Here is a 14,993-nt window from a genome sequence, read left to right as displayed (position 1 = left end):
ATTGCGTAAAGATAAGTTTGCTAAAGAAGGTTTAACGTTTGATGATGTGTTGTTATTACCAGCAGAATCTGAGGTATTACCAAATCAGGTTCAACTTGATACAGAGTTAACGCCAAGTCTAAAATTAAAATCTCCATTTATTAGTGCTGGAATGGATACTGTAACAGAAGCTGAAATGGCAATTGCTATGGCCAGACAAGGTGGTTTTGGTGTAATTCACAAAAACATGTCAATTGAAGAACAAGCGGAGCAAGTAGACCGTGTAAAACGTTCTGAAAGTGGCGTTATTACGAATCCATTCTTCCTTACACCTGAACATCAGGTTTACGATGCTGAACATTTAATGGGGAAATTCCGCATATCTGGTGTTCCAATTGTTGATTCTATTGAAGGGCAAAAACTTGTAGGTATTATAACAAATCGTGATTTACGCTTTATTCAGGATTATTCTATTGCTATATCTGAAGTAATGACGAGCACTAATCTTATTACTGCTCCTGTAGGAACAACATTGGAGGAAGCGGAGAAAATCTTACAACAGTATAAAATAGAGAAACTTCCTCTAGTAGACGAAAATAATATATTAAAAGGATTAATCACCATAAAAGATATTGAAAAGGTAATTGAATTTCCGAATGCAGCAAAGGATGCTCATGGAAGACTTTTAGTCGGGGCAGCTGTAGGAGTAACGAAAGATGCATTGAAGCGTATTGAAAAATTAGTTGAAGCAGGTGTAGACGCCATTGTTATTGATACTGCACACGGCCATTCTAAAGGTGTATTAAGCCAAGTGAAGGAAGTGCGCAGCGAGTACCCTGACTTAAACATTGTAGCTGGGAACGTAGCAACAGCAGAAGGAACAAGAGCATTAATTGAAGCAGGTGCTAGTATTGTTAAAGTTGGTATAGGGCCAGGTTCTATTTGCACGACACGTGTTGTAGCGGGTGTTGGGGTACCGCAAATCACAGCGGTTCATGATTGTGCAATGGTAGCACATGAATATGGTGTACCAGTTATTGCAGATGGCGGAATTAAATATTCCGGTGATATTGTAAAAGCATTAGCTTCTGGAGCACATGCTGTTATGTTGGGTAGTATGTTTGCCGGAACAACAGAAAGCCCAGGAGAAACAGAAATTTACCAAGGAAGAAAATACAAAGTATATCGTGGTATGGGATCGGTTGGTGCAATGAAGGCTGGATCTAAAGACCGTTATTTCCAAGCTGAAGCAGATAATAAAAAGTTAGTGCCTGAAGGTATAGAAGGAAGAGTACCATATAAAGGAGCTTTAGCTGACACTGTCCATCAACTAATCGGGGGATTACGTTCTGGAATGGGGTATTGTGGAGCAGCGACCATTACAGACTTACGTAATGATGCACAATTTGTAAGAATTACCAATGCGGGTTTACGCGAAAGCCACCCACATGATGTACAAATAACAAAAGAGTCACCGAACTATTCTGTATAAGAACCAAAGAATACATGCTTTATATCTTAAGGTCTTCTCGTCCTAGGACTTTGGTTATCCTGTTCGAAGACATGTATGGTGATATTAATAAATAATTTTATCGCAGATAAGGGTAGTAATACCCCCACTAATTGAAGATTCATTTTATATTTCCTTTCTTAGATAGAAAAAATTTTCCTACAACTGGAAAAAATAAAAGGTGAGGACTTTCCTCATCTATTTTTTTTTGACTTCCTATGGTAAAATAGCAAAGTGTGTTTCAGATTGGACAAGGGGAAAACTAGATTGGCAACACTAACTTGGAGGTAAAGAACGTTGAAATTCAACAAGCAAATAATATTCTCATTACTATTTTTGGTGACAGTAATGTTTGGGGGATTCCTCTCTAACCCATATAGCACTCAAGCAGAGGCATCATTGAATTTAAATGCAGAATCGGCTATTTTGGTAGATTTTGAAACAGGGAAGATTCTGTATGCAAAAAACCCGGACGCTACTATTCCACCAGCTAGTATGACAAAAATGATGACAGAGTATATAGTTTTGGAAAAAATAAATAATGGGGAGCTTTCTTGGGATACTACAACACAAATTAGTGACTATGCATATAGTATTTCAGCAAATGAGGCCTTTTCCGGAGTTGGATTGAAGCAAGATCAGGATTATACCGTGAAAGAGCTATACGAGGCAATGGCCATAAACTCTGATAATGCAACAACTGTTGCTCTTGCGGAACTCATTGCAGGTTCTGAAGGGGAATTTGTTAAGTTAATGAATGAGAAAGCTGAAGAAATGGGGCTTACGGAATATAAATTTGTTAACTCAACTGGGCTTGATAATGCTGATCTGGATGGTAATCACCCAGAAGGAACAGAGGCCGATGATTTAAACTTATTATCTGCAAGATCAACAGCACTACTAGCTTATCATCTTGTTCATGATTTTCCTGAAGTATTAGAGACATCATCTATTCCAGAGATGACATTTGCTGGTCAGACTATTCGCAATTGGAACTGGATGCTTCCTCATGATGCAACATTCTTAGAGCAATTCTACTATGAAGGCATTGATGGGTTAAAAACCGGTTATACAGAAAGTGGAGGAAACAGCTTCACAGGTACAGCTATTAGAAATGGGAATCGTTTGATTTCAGTTGTAATGCGTACAGATAGTAAAGAAGAACGATTTGAAGAGACAGCAAAACTTTTAGATTATGGATTTAATAACTTCCAGAACGAGGAACTATTTCCTAGTGGCTATCAATTGGAAGACCAAACATCTCTTCCTGTAACCAAGGGTAAAGAGGATTCCGTAAATATTTCACTTGGGGAATCCATCACCATACCGATAAAGACAGATGAGGCTGATTTATATACAGTTAAGTATCATTTTGATAAAGAAAAATTAAATGAGGATGGGGAATTAACTGCTCCTATTGGAAAAGGAGAAGTAGTTGGAAAAGCTGAACTTATTTATAATGGTGATAATGATTACGGATTTATTACAGATAATAATAAAGGCACTGTTCCAATAGTTACAGATGCTGCAGTAGAGAAGTCAAACTGGTTTATGCTAATGCTTGGGGCAATTGGTGACTTTTTCGCTAACATCTTCACTGCCGCAGTGGATTGGATTGCAGGTCTATTTAGTTAGGATTTAAAATGATTCTCGTCGACTTGCATAAAGTTTTAAAATTGATTATGATATCTATAAATTAGTTTAAAAATAATATACTGTGTATGTTCAAAAAGGTAGGATAAGAAGGACCAAGAAATTCGAGGTGTCCTTTTTCCGGAATAGTTGAACAACCTCTAATCAAAAAGTATTGATAGGAAATAGTACCAGTATGTTCTACCTAAAGAGAGTCGATGGTTGGTGAAAATCGATGGTAGATGACTGTGAATCCATCCTTGAACTGGTTTACTAAAAGCATTAGTCAGTAGGTAAACCCGGTTACGTACCGTTAAAACGTTTAAGCCGGAAGAGAATTCTCTTCAACAAGGGTGGCAACGCGGGAATTTATCTCGTCCCTATATAATGGGGACGAGATTTTTTTGTGTTTTTGAAACATGTTCATTTGAAAGATAGTTAATAAAAGGAGGACTACTTATGTTAGACATGAAATTTTTACGAAATAATTTTACAGAAGTGAAGGAGAAGCTTTCTCATCGCGGTGAGGATTTATCAGAACTTGATCATTTTGGTGAAGTTGACGAAAGAAGAAGAGAGCTAATAGCAGAAACAGAAAAATTAAAGGCAAAGCGTAACGAAGCAACGAAACAAATCTCTGCTCTGAAAAAGGAGAAAAAAGATGCGGAGCCAGCTATTAGAGAAATGCGTGAAGTAGGAGAAAGGATTTCTGCACTTGATAAAGAATTAAAGGAAATAGAGGAAAAACTACAGCAAATAATGCTTTCTATCCCAAATATTCCACATGAAAGTGTTCCAGTTGGTGAAGATGAAGAGGATAATGTGGAGGCGCGTAAGTGGGGAGAGGTTCCTAATTTTAACTTTGAGGTATTACCACATTGGGATATAGCTGCCAACCTAGATATTTTAGACTTTGAACGTGCAGGAAAAGTAACTGGAAGTCGTTTTGTATTTTACAAAGGTTTGGGTGCAAGACTGGAGAGAGCTTTATGGAACTTTATGATGGACCTTCATGCTGATGAACATGGGTATGTTGAAATGCTTCCTCCATATATCGTAAATCGCACAAGTATGACTGGTACTGGTCAGCTCCCTAAATTTGAAGAAGACGCATTTAAATTAGAAGGATGGGACTACTTTATGGTTCCAACTGCTGAAGTACCGGTAACGAATTATCATCGTGATGAAATTTTTAAGGCAGAGGATTTGCCGAAGAAATATGTTGCCTTTAGTGGAAGTTTCCGTTCTGAAGCTGGCTCTGCAGGACGAGATACGAGAGGATTAATCCGTCAGCATCAATTTAATAAAGTAGAATTAGTTCATTTTGCAAAGCCGGAAGATTCTTATGAAACGTTAGAAACTCTAACTGGACATGCTGAAAAAGTTCTACAGTTATTGGGATTACCATACCGTGTGATGAGTATGTGTACAGGGGATTTAGGATTTACTGCTGCTAAGAAATACGATATTGAAGTATGGATTCCAAATCAAAACACATATCGTGAAATTTCTTCATGCTCTAATTTTGAAGATTTCCAGGCGAGAAGAGCAGGTATTCGTTTCCGCAGAGAAGCAAATGGTAAGCCTGAATTTATACACACATTGAATGGTTCTGGATTAGCAGTAGGTAGAACTGTCGCAGCTATCTTAGAGAATTATCAGCAGGAGGACGGATCGGTAAAAGTTCCAGAAGTATTACGTCCATATATGGGTGGTATAGAATGGATTAAATAAGATAATACTAAGAAAAAGATGAAAGTATGAATTTCTCTTTCTCCCCCTACTTTCATCTTCTTCTCCTTTTTTAATACCACCTACCACACAAGACTACTAATATTACTCACCATTTTAAATAAACGCATGACTAATGGAAAAGTGAATGCAGGTTTTTTAAAAAAGTTACTATTTACATATTGACATGGGAAATTCAACATGGTATATTATTTTTTGTCGTTACGGAGGTATACCCAAGTCTGGCTGAAGGGATCGGTCTTGAAAACCGACAGGCGGGTCAAACCGCGCGGGGGTTCGAATCCCTCTACCTCCTCCATTTATAACAGCACACACAAATATTGGAGATAAACCAACACCGCTATACTACGTAGCGGTGTTTTTAATTGTGAACTTAATATGTTATTCTTCCTTTACAACATACATATAAACAAATTTACATAAAATGCTTGCAATGACCTTGACAAAATTTCAATAACAGCATATATTACTTAAAAATAAAAGAATACCAAAGATGAAGATTAGGCTAGTAGTACATAGTGATTCGCAAGAGAGTGGGACTCTTGGCTGGAAGGTTCCATCGATGGGGCTAGTACGAACCTACCTAAGAGTCGTTAGTGTATAACTAATCACAGAATACTGTGTTATCAAGAAAGTTGGGTAATTGATTTACCAATATAGGTGGTACCGCGGAACTCATTTCGTCCTATTTTATTTGGATGAAATGGGTTTTTTTATTGAAATATAGGGGAGGAAAAACATATGAAGAAGAGAATTGCATTTTTAGGTGCAGGTTCAATAGCCGAAGCAATAATTTCAGGTTTAGTGAAAGCGGAGATTGTCCCCAACGAACATATTTATGTAACAAATAGGAGTAATATAAAGCGTCTAGAGGAAATGGAAAACCGCTATGAGATAGTAAGTATGGAAGATAAGGAAAAGGCAGTAAATAGTGCGGATATTGTTGTTTTAGCGATGAAGCCATATGACTTACATGATTCCCTTCAGGAATTAAAATCATATATTACGGAAAATAAGTTAATCATCTCCATTCTTGCTGGGGTTTCAACAGAAGCGATAACGAAAGAATTGGCTGTAAACTCACCAGTCGTACGTGTGATGCCTAATACATCTGCAATGATTGGACATTCTGCTACAGCCCTTGCAAAAGGGGAATATGCAGATGAGGAACATTTGAAATTAGCAGAAACGCTTTTCAATACAATTGGGACGACAACGATTGTAGATGAGAAGGATATGCATGCTGTTACGGCAATTTCGGGAAGCGGGCCAGCTTACTTTTATTATATGGTAGAAGCGATGGAAAGAGCTGCTATCGAAGCGGGTATGGATCAAGATATAGCCAAGCAATTGATTACACAAACAGTTATTGGAGCTGGTGCCATGTTACAGCAATCTGGGGAGCCAGCCGATGTATTGCGTAAAAAGATAACAAGTCCTAATGGAACAACAGAAGCGGGAATCCATGTATTAGAAGAAAATCACATGCACAAAATTCTCATGCAATGTGTAAAAAGTGCAAAGGAACGGTCAGAGGAATTAGGGGAAGAGTAATGAAATTAATAGAAAACTGGGTAGCCTCTGTTTGGTCTACCCAGTGATTATCTAAAAATCTATATTATCTATTTCCTCTTGATGTTGGTTTCCTAGCCTGTTGAATAAAATAGCCAACCTTCTTTAAGATAGGTTCGATGCTGTTTTCCTCGTTTAATAAGTCATAGTCAGATATATCTAATCGTAAAATTGGGCATGCGTTAAAGTTATTAATCCACTCTTCATAACGTCTATGCATTTCTTCCCAGTAGGAAACTGGAGTATTTTTCTCCATAGTTCGGCCACGTTCATTAATCCGCTTTAATACATCATCAAGGGATCCTTCTAAATAAATAAGCAAATCAGGATGTGGGAAATATGGTGTCATAACCATGGATTCAAATAAATTAGAGTATGTTTCAAAGTCTGTCTTTGACATATTGCCATTTTCATAATGCATTTTGGCAAAAATCCCAGTATCCTCATAAATGGAGCGGTCTTGTACAAATCCACCGCCATATTCAAAAATTCTCTTTTGTTCTTTGAATCGCTCAGCTAGAAAATAAATTTGCAAATGAAAGCTCCAACGCTCGAAATCATGGTAGAAATCCTCTAAATATGGATTTGTATCCACCTTTTCAAAGGACGTTTTAAAATTTAGCGATTTTGCTAAAGCTTTTGTCATGGTAGATTTACCAACCCCTACAGTTCCGGCAATTGTAATAACACTGTCATTAGGGATTTGGTATTTTTCTCTAAGATTCATTTTTATTCCCCTTTAATTCTTCGCTAAGTTTTTTTAAATGCATGTCCACCTTTTGGATAATTGTATCTAAATCAACTTGATATTGTACAAAATCCACATCATCACCATTAATTCGAATAACTGGAATTTCTGGGTGCATTTGTTCAAACTCATTCATATAATGCTCATAGTCCTGAGATAATTGTTCCAGATAGGAAGGTTTAATGTTTTGCTCTATATCTCTTCCACGAAGATGAATTCTTTTTAAAATCGTATCAAGACTAGCATTTAAGTAAATCATCATATTGGGAACAGGCATATCTTCCGTTAAAATGTGATAAATTTTTTTATATTTATCAAGCTTATCTGCTTTTAAGGTACGCTTGGCAAAAATCATATTTTTTGATATATGGTAATCGGAAATAACAGCTTCTTTATTATTTAAATACTGTTTCTCGATATCCTCTAACTGTTTAAATCGATTGCAAAGGAAAAACATTTCAGTTTGGAAGCTCCATGCTTCAATATCCTCATAAAATTTCCCTAGAAAAGGATTCTCCTCAACAATTTCTTTTAAAAGATGAAATCCATAATGATTGGATAGCTTCTTAGCCAGAGATGTTTTTCCAATGCCAATAGGACCTTCGATAGCAATAAAAGGAACTTCAGTCATGGCAAATCCTCCAATCCATTCTGCCTAAGCCTATTAATTCACAATAAACTATTTTAACATAGTTACTGTCTGTTTTATACTTTCTTTTTTTCGTTTTTTTTTGTATAATAATATACGCATTCTAATTTAGGCCTCGTAGCTCAGGGGATAGAGCAATGGTTTCCTAAACCATGTGTCGCAGGTTCGAATCCTGCCGGGGTCGTTTTTTGCCTTTTTTTATAAATTTCTATTAAAAAACACGCTAATTACGTCATTAGTGTGTTTTTTTGTACTTTTTAAATCTTTCTACTTTAAAATTGTCACAGAATGTTCTAAAATATATATAAGTTACCTAATTTTTTAATTATTTTATTTAATGGAAATTGTAATCGATTTCAAAATCTAAGGTGAGGTGAAAGATATGGATATGCAAACTGTACCAGTAAGAGGCGGTAATCATAACTTAAAGGATTATGAAAAATTCAAAGAAAACTTTTCTTGGGATGATGTAAAGAAAAACTTTTCCTGGAGTAGTACTGGAAAAGTAAACATGGCGTATGAAGCATTAGATCGTCATGCTGAAAATCCTGAGAAAAAGGATAAAGTAGCTTTATTGTATTCTTCACCTGATAGAGAAGAACGGCTTACTTTTGAGGATTTGAGTAAGGAAAGTAATAAATTTGCGAATGTCTTGAAAAAGTATGGTATTGAAAAAGGAGACCGTGTGTTTCTGTTTATGCCAAGAAGTCCAGAGTTTTATGCTACATTCTTTGGAATATTAAAGGTTGCTGCAGTTGCCGGGCCACTCTTTGAAGCGTTTATGGAGCAGGCTGTCCGTGATCGCTTACAGGATAGTGAAGCGAAGATGCTTGTAACGACACCAGAGCTTTTAGAGCGTGTTCCACAGGCTGAATTACCTAACTTAGAAAAGATAGTCGTTGTTGGCGATATGAAAGATGACTCTGATAAATACATTGACTATAAAAAGGAAATGAGTGCTGCTTCTGATAGCTTTGAAATGGAATGGGTAGATTTGGAGGATGGAATGATTTTACACTATACCTCTGGTTCTACTGGAAAACCAAAAGGAGTATACCATGTTCATCATGCAATGATTCAACATTATGCTACTGGTGAATGGGTGCTTGACCTTAAGGAAGATGATGTTTATTGGTGCACGGCTGACCCAGGTTGGGTAACAGGGACAAGCTATGGGATTTTTGCGCCATGGCTTCATGGGGTAACCAATGTTATCCGTGGTGGAAGATTTACACCAGATGACTGGTATAAAACGTTAGAGGATTATAAGGTTTCTGTGTGGTATACAGCACCAACGGCATTACGCATGCTTGTGAGCCATGGAGAAGACAAAGTGAGGGAGTATAATCTCTCTTCTTTACGTCATATCATGAGTGTAGGAGAGCCGTTAAACCCTGAAGTTATTACATGGGGGCTAAAGGCATTTGATTTACGAATTCATGATACATGGTGGATGACAGAAACTGGTGCACAGCTTATTGTGAATTTACCTTCGCTTGAAATTCGACCTGGATCAATGGGTAAGCCTATTCCGGGTATAGAGGCTTCTGTTGTAGATAATGAAGGAAACGAATTACCACCAAATCAGATGGGTAATTTGGCAATAAAAGCTGGATGGCCTGCAATGATGCGCAAGGTTTGGAATAATCCAAGTAAATATGAAAGCTATTTTATAAATGGATGGTATGTTTCTGGTGACAGTGCTTATTATGATGAGGATGGTTACTTCTGGTTCCAAGGACGACTAGATGATGTAATTAATACGTCGGGGGAACGTGTTGGACCATTTGAAGTAGAAAGCAAGCTTATTGAGCATAAAGCTGTTGCTGAGGCTGGTGTTATCGGTAAGCCACATCCAGAACGTGGAGAAATTATTAAAGCATTTATCACTCTCAATGATGGATATAGTGAGTCGGAGGAGCTATTAGAGGATATCCGAAAATTTGTAAAAACAGGTTTGAGTGCCCATGCCGCCCCACGTGAAATAGAAGTGACAGATGGCATTCCTAAGACTCGTAGTGGTAAGATTATGCGTAGATTACTTAAATCATGGGAATTAGGATTACCAACTGGTGATACATCTACACTTGAAAAATAAGCATGTATTCATACAAAAAGTCAAAATAGAAGATGAGAAAAAACAACGTTCAGATTAAAATGATCTGAGCGTTGTTTTTACTAAATTATGCCGTAATATCTTCAGCTGGTCCAAAAATTTCAAAGTGAATATCTTGTCCATCTACACCTAATCGTTTTAGGTTTTGATACATTGCACGCATGAATCCTTTTGGTCCACAGAAGTAAAATGCTGCATTATTAGTTGGGAGTTCTTCTTTCAAAAATTCATAATTAATGTAACCCTCTTTATCAAACTCTTCATTTTCTTCAGGATTATCATAAACAGTATAGCTAGTTACTTGTGAGTTATCTCTTACAACTTCATTCACACGATCCTTCATTGCATGGAATTTTCCGGAACGAGCCGCATGAATGTAGATTACTTGACGTTCGGGTTGTTTTTCAATGACAGTTTCTAGCATACTCATCATCGGTGTTAAACCAACTCCACCACTGATTAAAACTAATGGTCTCGTATCTTCTAAGTCTAATACAAAGTCACCACCTGGTGCACTTATTGGAAGAATGCTGCCTTCATGTACATGGTGATGTAAGTAACTAGAAACAACACCTGCTGGGGTATCTCCTAATGCATCCTCACGTTTTACACTAATACGATAATAGTTTTTTCCTGGAGAAGTCGATAAACTATATTGTCTTAAATGGTTATATGGTTGACCCTCTATTTCAGCTTTCACAGTAATATATTGCCCAGGTAAGTAGGAAGGAATTTCACCACCATCAGCAGGCTCTAAATAGAATGAAGTAATGACATCGCTTTCCACTACTTTTTTAACTACCTTAAAGTCTCTGAAATCAACCCATCCCCCACGTTGATTCAATACTTCTTGGTACATTTCTTTTTCCACGGAAATAAATACATCTGCAATAACCCCATAAGCTTCTGCCCATGCATTTATAATTTCATCCGTCGCAGCATCACCTAGTACATCTTTTATCGCAGCTAGTAAATTTTCGCCGACAATTGGATAATGCTCCGGTTTAATATTTAAGCTTCGATGTTTTTGTCCAATTTGCTTAACAACTGGTAAAATCGCTTCCAATTGGTCGATGTGTTGGGCAGCAGCAAGAACTGCATTAGCTAATGCTTTAGGCTGGTCACCTTTACGTTGATTAGTCTGATTAAAGATGTTTCTTAATTCTGGGTGATTGTCAAACAACATTTCATAAAAACGTTTCGTAATGGTAGTACCGTGCTCCTGTAAAACTGGTACAGTTGATTTAATAATTTCCATCGTTTCTTGATTTAATTTAGCTGTTTCCGTAGACATATAAACACTCCATTTCCTTAGAAATTAAAACATGTATTTTAAATACATCTTTATTGTATATAAAATATTAACACTGTATCAATAGGTAAAAGCGTTTATGTGTTACAATATTGTGAAGAAATGGGGTGTTATGTAATGCAGTTAAAAAAATACACTGATTATGCCTTGAGAGTTTTAATATTTACAGGAATGAAAAAGGATGGAGAACTTGCCAATATTAAAGAAATATCAAATGTTTTTAATATATCTCAACATCATTTAGGAAAAATAGTGTTTCAGTTAAATAAACTGGAATTAATAGAAACGATTAGAGGTAGAAACGGTGGAATTCGATTAAGAAAGCAGCCTGAAGATATAAATATAGGAATGGTTGTCCGGATATTAGAAAGTGATTTGAATTTGCTAGAGTGCTTTGATAAAGGAGCCGATCATTGTGTCATTACCCCAGCTTGTACATTAAAGCATGTATTTAATAAAGCATTACATGCATTCTTTAAGGTGCTTGAGGAATTTACATTAAAGGATTTAATAGAAAATGAACAGGAACTACGTGAGCTAATGGGAATGAAGTAATAAAAACGCGGAATCTACGTATAGATTCCGCGTTTTTATTTCCACAAGGTTATTTTAGTCTAGCCTCGTTATATTAAATTGATCATTTAATAAAAGCCAATTTTGTGGAAATGCCAAACCAAGCTTCCAATATGCGATTCCAAGTAAATCTAATTCTTTAATTAAATTAAACTTTGCTTGTATCGACCTTGCATCTTCAAACCACACCTCATGATTGTTTCCTTCACTATCTGTATAGTAGAAGAAAGGAGCCTGTGCTGTAGTATCAAACTGAATGGCTGCATTGTTTTCCCTTGCTAATGCAATGGCTTGTTGGGGACTAAGTGCTTTTGCTGCTTCTCCTCCCTCTTGAAAAGGGAGTGTCCAATCATATCCATATAAATTTTGGCCTAATATAATTTTATTCGCAGGAATTTCTGTCAATGCATATTCTGCCACAATGCGAACCTGGTCAAGTGGTGATACAGCCATGGGTGGACCATAACTATATCCCCATTCATAAGTCATTAAAACGACAAAATCGGAAATTTCACCATGCGCTTTATAATCATGTCCCTCATATACGATACCTTCCTGGGTTGCGCTTCTTTTAGGTGCAAGAGCTGTAGACATAATTAATCCAGCTTGGGATAAACGGTCCTTCGCTTTTCGTAAAAAGGAATTATATGCCTCACGGTCGTCAGGGTAAATAAATTCAAAATCGAAATGTACATCACGATAACCGCCCGAAGTGGCAGTATTCACAATTTGATCCAATAAAGTATTCTGTACAGCCTGAACAGTAAGGATGATATGGCCTAAATCTGAGCTAAATGATCCTTCCTCCAAATTCGTAACTACTAGTGATAAAGAAGCACCATTAGCCTCAGCAATTTGGCGCAAATTTCCTAAAGGTGGTGGAGAAAGGGTTCCATCTCGATTGACACGGAAGCTAAAATGGGCCAGGTAGGTAAGGTAAGGGGTTGTTTTATTAGCAGAATTCTCCAATGTATCTGAAACAGTTCCCCCAAGTGGCTCAATGTAACCCATGGAAGTGATCGGTCTTTTTGTAGGTGGAGGTACATACAGTCGATAGCCTACTGGTAATGTATTATTAACAGGGAAGTTATTGATTTGTGCTAATTCTTGATACGATATACCAAATTGCCCGGCTATAGTAAAAAGGCTGTCTCCCGGCTGAACAAAATAAAATTGCCCGACGATTGGAATAACTAAAGACTGACCTATTACAAGCTGACCCGGAGCATCTAGTTCATTTGCATCAATAATAGCATTAGCAGATGAATTATATGTATTGGCTATCGAAGATAAAGAATCCCCTGGCTGTACAACATGTATTTGCAATAAACTTCCTCCTTTAAATAATCTTTTTAGTTATTACACTGTATGAAAAGTGAAAAAAAGATATGCAACTAAAATGGCAATCTATTTATTATGGATGGTTGTTTATTTTAATTCTTATATTTATACCTGCTGCTTTTTAGCATTTTAGATAGAATGCGCATTAACCTGTCAGTCAATAAAGTGTATTGGTGTACGTTAATTTACATTGCGGGCAGTCGCTTTCCGTGGGCACGGCTTCAGATACGTGCTATTCCTACAGGACAAGAAAGGCTTCGAGAGCGTTACATCGCACACAGAAAAAGCGGTCTTCTTTTTCAAGGAGTCGGCTGGCTCCGCTCTAATCAACCACTTTATAAGAGGATAAATTTCATAAAATTCTTGACAGATATTTCCGCAGCGATATTATCATACTATCTTGACTTTTAGCTACTGCGCATTTTTCTTCAATGGTGAAGTAAAGGAACAATAAATTTATGAATAGAGCCTTTTTTATGTGCAGTTATGACAGTAGTTATTATCTCATTACTTGCTGTAGGAGATTAAAGTGATTAACATATGAGTAGGATATGAATCATGAATAGAAATGATGTGATGTAATGCAAGATGAAACATATATGATTATTGCAATTGAAGAGGCAAAAAAGGCAAGGGACATAGATGAAGTACCTATTGGAGCGGTGATTGTGTATCAAAATGAAGTAATTGCTACCGGTTATAATGTAAGAGAAACTTCTCAGACAACGCTGTCACATGCCGAATTAATGGCTATAGAAGTAGCAAATAAAAAAGTTGGAAGTTGGAGATTGGAAGATTGTACATTATATGTCACGTTAGAACCATGTCCAATGTGTGCTGGCGCTATAGTCCAATCTAGGATCAAACGTGTTGTTTTCGGTGCAAGTGATTTAAAGGCAGGTTGCGCGGGAACATTGATGAATTTACTAGAGGAACCAAGATTTAACCATCAAGTAGAAGTAACAAAGGGCGTACTGGAGGAAGAATGCTCCACATTATTAACGGACTTCTTTCGTGATTTAAGACAAAGAAAAAAGCTGAGCTAGTTTTTTTATTATCAGGATACTTTTGAAATGTAATCGAAAAGGAAATGAGCTACAAGATTCTAAACTGTTTCTTTTGCTTTTTTTACACGTGGCGAAACGATAAATTTTTTACAAAGTTGAGGCTGATGAAAAGAAACTCTTGCTGAAAATCAAGAAACGAAATTAGTCAATCTAAGCTAATAGAACAACTAGAGTAGACTTTATAATCCGTTTATTAGAGATTTCCTGCTATTACCATTGCAAAACAAACAAAATATCGCTATAATGTAAATTACCGTGCTAGGCGGGGAGGTAGCGGTGCCCTGTACTCGCAATCCGCTATAGCGAGGCTGAATTCCCACTCGAGGTGAGCGACTGTATGGTCTGCCTCAAGGGATTGGTGTTGACGCTTAGGTCCTGCGCAACAGAAACCCATGAATCCTGTCAGGTCCGGAAGGAAGCAGCAGTAAGTGGTCATTTCTGTGTGCCGCAGGGAAGCCTAGGCTGAGCCATGAACTTGAGTAACGCATATAGCCGTTTCATCGACAGTGGGTGCACGGTTATACATATATTACAAATAGAAATAATAAGTTAGAGGTCTGTCGGATCTCTAGCTTTTTTAGTTTGCTGTTTTTAAAATGATAGTTGTGATGCAATATATATAATGTTCCTTAATTTCATAAGAAAAGATTACCGTTGTAGAAATACGACTATCCTTTCATGAATATTTACTTTTAAGTACGAAGAAGGATATTTAGAATTTACGGAGAGAATCCTTTTATTT

General features: G+C 36.9%; 11 protein-coding genes, 2 tRNA genes, 1 other RNA gene and 1 other annotated feature. Of the genes, 10 read left to right on the top strand and 4 right to left on the bottom strand.

The genetic code is table 11. From position 1 onward, the window contains the following. Position 1 precedes the first annotated feature (1 nt). The 5 genes from guaB (at position 2) to proC (ending at position 6,427) form a co-directional block, all read left to right on the top strand. The gene (gene guaB, locus CAO17_RS17070) at positions 2-1,471 is read left to right on the top strand and encodes an IMP dehydrogenase (RefSeq protein WP_085993775.1); all 1,470 of its coding nucleotides are present in this window, start codon (positions 2-4) and stop codon (positions 1,469-1,471) included. 315 nt (positions 1,472-1,786) lie between these two features. After that, a complete protein-coding gene (locus CAO17_RS17065; protein ID WP_425435891.1) occupies positions 1,787-3,124 on the top strand; it encodes a serine hydrolase in 1,338 nt (445 codons plus the stop codon). Between the two features lie 163 nt (positions 3,125-3,287). Next, positions 3,288-3,506, top strand: a binding site (T-box leader). A gap of 74 nt (positions 3,507-3,580) precedes the next feature. Then, positions 3,581-4,855 carry a serine--tRNA ligase gene (serS, locus tag CAO17_RS17060; RefSeq protein ID WP_085993774.1) on the top strand — a complete coding sequence of 425 codons (1,275 nt, stop codon included), beginning with the start codon at positions 3,581-3,583 and terminating at the stop codon, positions 4,853-4,855. Positions 4,856-5,078: 223 nt separating this feature from the next. Beyond that, positions 5,079-5,171: transfer RNA gene (locus CAO17_RS17055), tRNA-Ser, on the top strand. Between the two features lie 443 nt (positions 5,172-5,614). Then, complete coding sequence (proC, locus tag CAO17_RS17050) at positions 5,615-6,427, top strand: pyrroline-5-carboxylate reductase (RefSeq protein ID WP_085993773.1); 813 nt, start codon at positions 5,615-5,617, stop codon at positions 6,425-6,427. Between the two features lie 64 nt (positions 6,428-6,491). On the opposite strand, the gene CAO17_RS17045 is transcribed toward proC, so the two are convergent. Together CAO17_RS17045 and CAO17_RS17040 are read right to left on the bottom strand one after the other, a co-directional pair. Beyond that, on the bottom strand, positions 6,492-7,172 hold the full coding sequence (locus CAO17_RS17045; RefSeq protein WP_085993772.1) for a deoxynucleoside kinase: 681 nt from the start codon (positions 7,170-7,172) through the stop codon (positions 6,492-6,494). Beyond that, positions 7,162-7,824: a deoxynucleoside kinase gene (locus CAO17_RS17040; RefSeq protein ID WP_085993771.1), complete on the bottom strand. Its 663-nt coding sequence runs from the start codon at positions 7,822-7,824 to the stop codon at positions 7,162-7,164. Before CAO17_RS17040 ends, CAO17_RS17045 begins: the two co-directional genes overlap by 11 nt. A 129-nt stretch (positions 7,825-7,953) precedes the next feature. Between CAO17_RS17040 and CAO17_RS17035 the strand changes: the two genes are divergently transcribed. After that, positions 7,954-8,026 (top strand) — tRNA-Arg (locus CAO17_RS17035). A 198-nt stretch (positions 8,027-8,224) separates the two neighbouring features. Then, positions 8,225-9,940 (top strand): acetate--CoA ligase, encoded by a 1,716-nt coding sequence (gene acsA, locus CAO17_RS17030; RefSeq protein WP_085993770.1) that lies wholly within the window; start codon positions 8,225-8,227, stop codon positions 9,938-9,940. An 85-nt stretch (positions 9,941-10,025) separates the two neighbouring features. Here the strand turns inward: acsA and hmpA are convergent, their stop codons facing one another. Next, the gene (gene hmpA, locus CAO17_RS17025; RefSeq protein WP_085993769.1) at positions 10,026-11,252 is read right to left on the bottom strand and encodes an NO-inducible flavohemoprotein; all 1,227 of its coding nucleotides are present in this window, start codon (positions 11,250-11,252) and stop codon (positions 10,026-10,028) included. A 135-nt stretch (positions 11,253-11,387) separates the two neighbouring features. Here hmpA and CAO17_RS17020 point away from each other — a divergent pair, with 135 nt between their 5' ends. Beyond that, a complete protein-coding gene (locus tag CAO17_RS17020; protein ID WP_085993768.1) occupies positions 11,388-11,825 on the top strand; it encodes an Rrf2 family transcriptional regulator in 438 nt (145 codons plus the stop codon). A gap of 54 nt (positions 11,826-11,879) precedes the next feature. Here the strand turns inward: CAO17_RS17020 and CAO17_RS17015 are convergent, their stop codons facing one another. Next, the gene (locus CAO17_RS17015) at positions 11,880-13,169 is read right to left on the bottom strand and encodes a glycoside hydrolase family 18 protein (RefSeq protein WP_085993767.1); all 1,290 of its coding nucleotides are present in this window, start codon (positions 13,167-13,169) and stop codon (positions 11,880-11,882) included. Between the two features lie 596 nt (positions 13,170-13,765). Between CAO17_RS17015 and tadA the strand changes: the two genes are divergently transcribed. Further along, entirely contained in the window at positions 13,766-14,230 is a 465-nt protein-coding gene (tadA, locus tag CAO17_RS17010) for a tRNA adenosine(34) deaminase TadA (protein ID WP_085993766.1), read from the top strand. 274 nt (positions 14,231-14,504) lie between these two features. After that, positions 14,505-14,769: signal recognition particle sRNA large type (gene ffs, locus CAO17_RS17005), an RNA gene on the top strand. Positions 14,770-14,993: the final 224 nt, after the last annotated feature.

Source organism: Oceanobacillus senegalensis, from assembly GCF_900176885.1.
Taxonomy (GTDB): domain Bacteria; phylum Bacillota; class Bacilli; order Bacillales; family Amphibacillaceae; genus Oceanobacillus; species Oceanobacillus senegalensis.
This window is presented reverse-complemented; position numbering and strand designations above follow the sequence as displayed.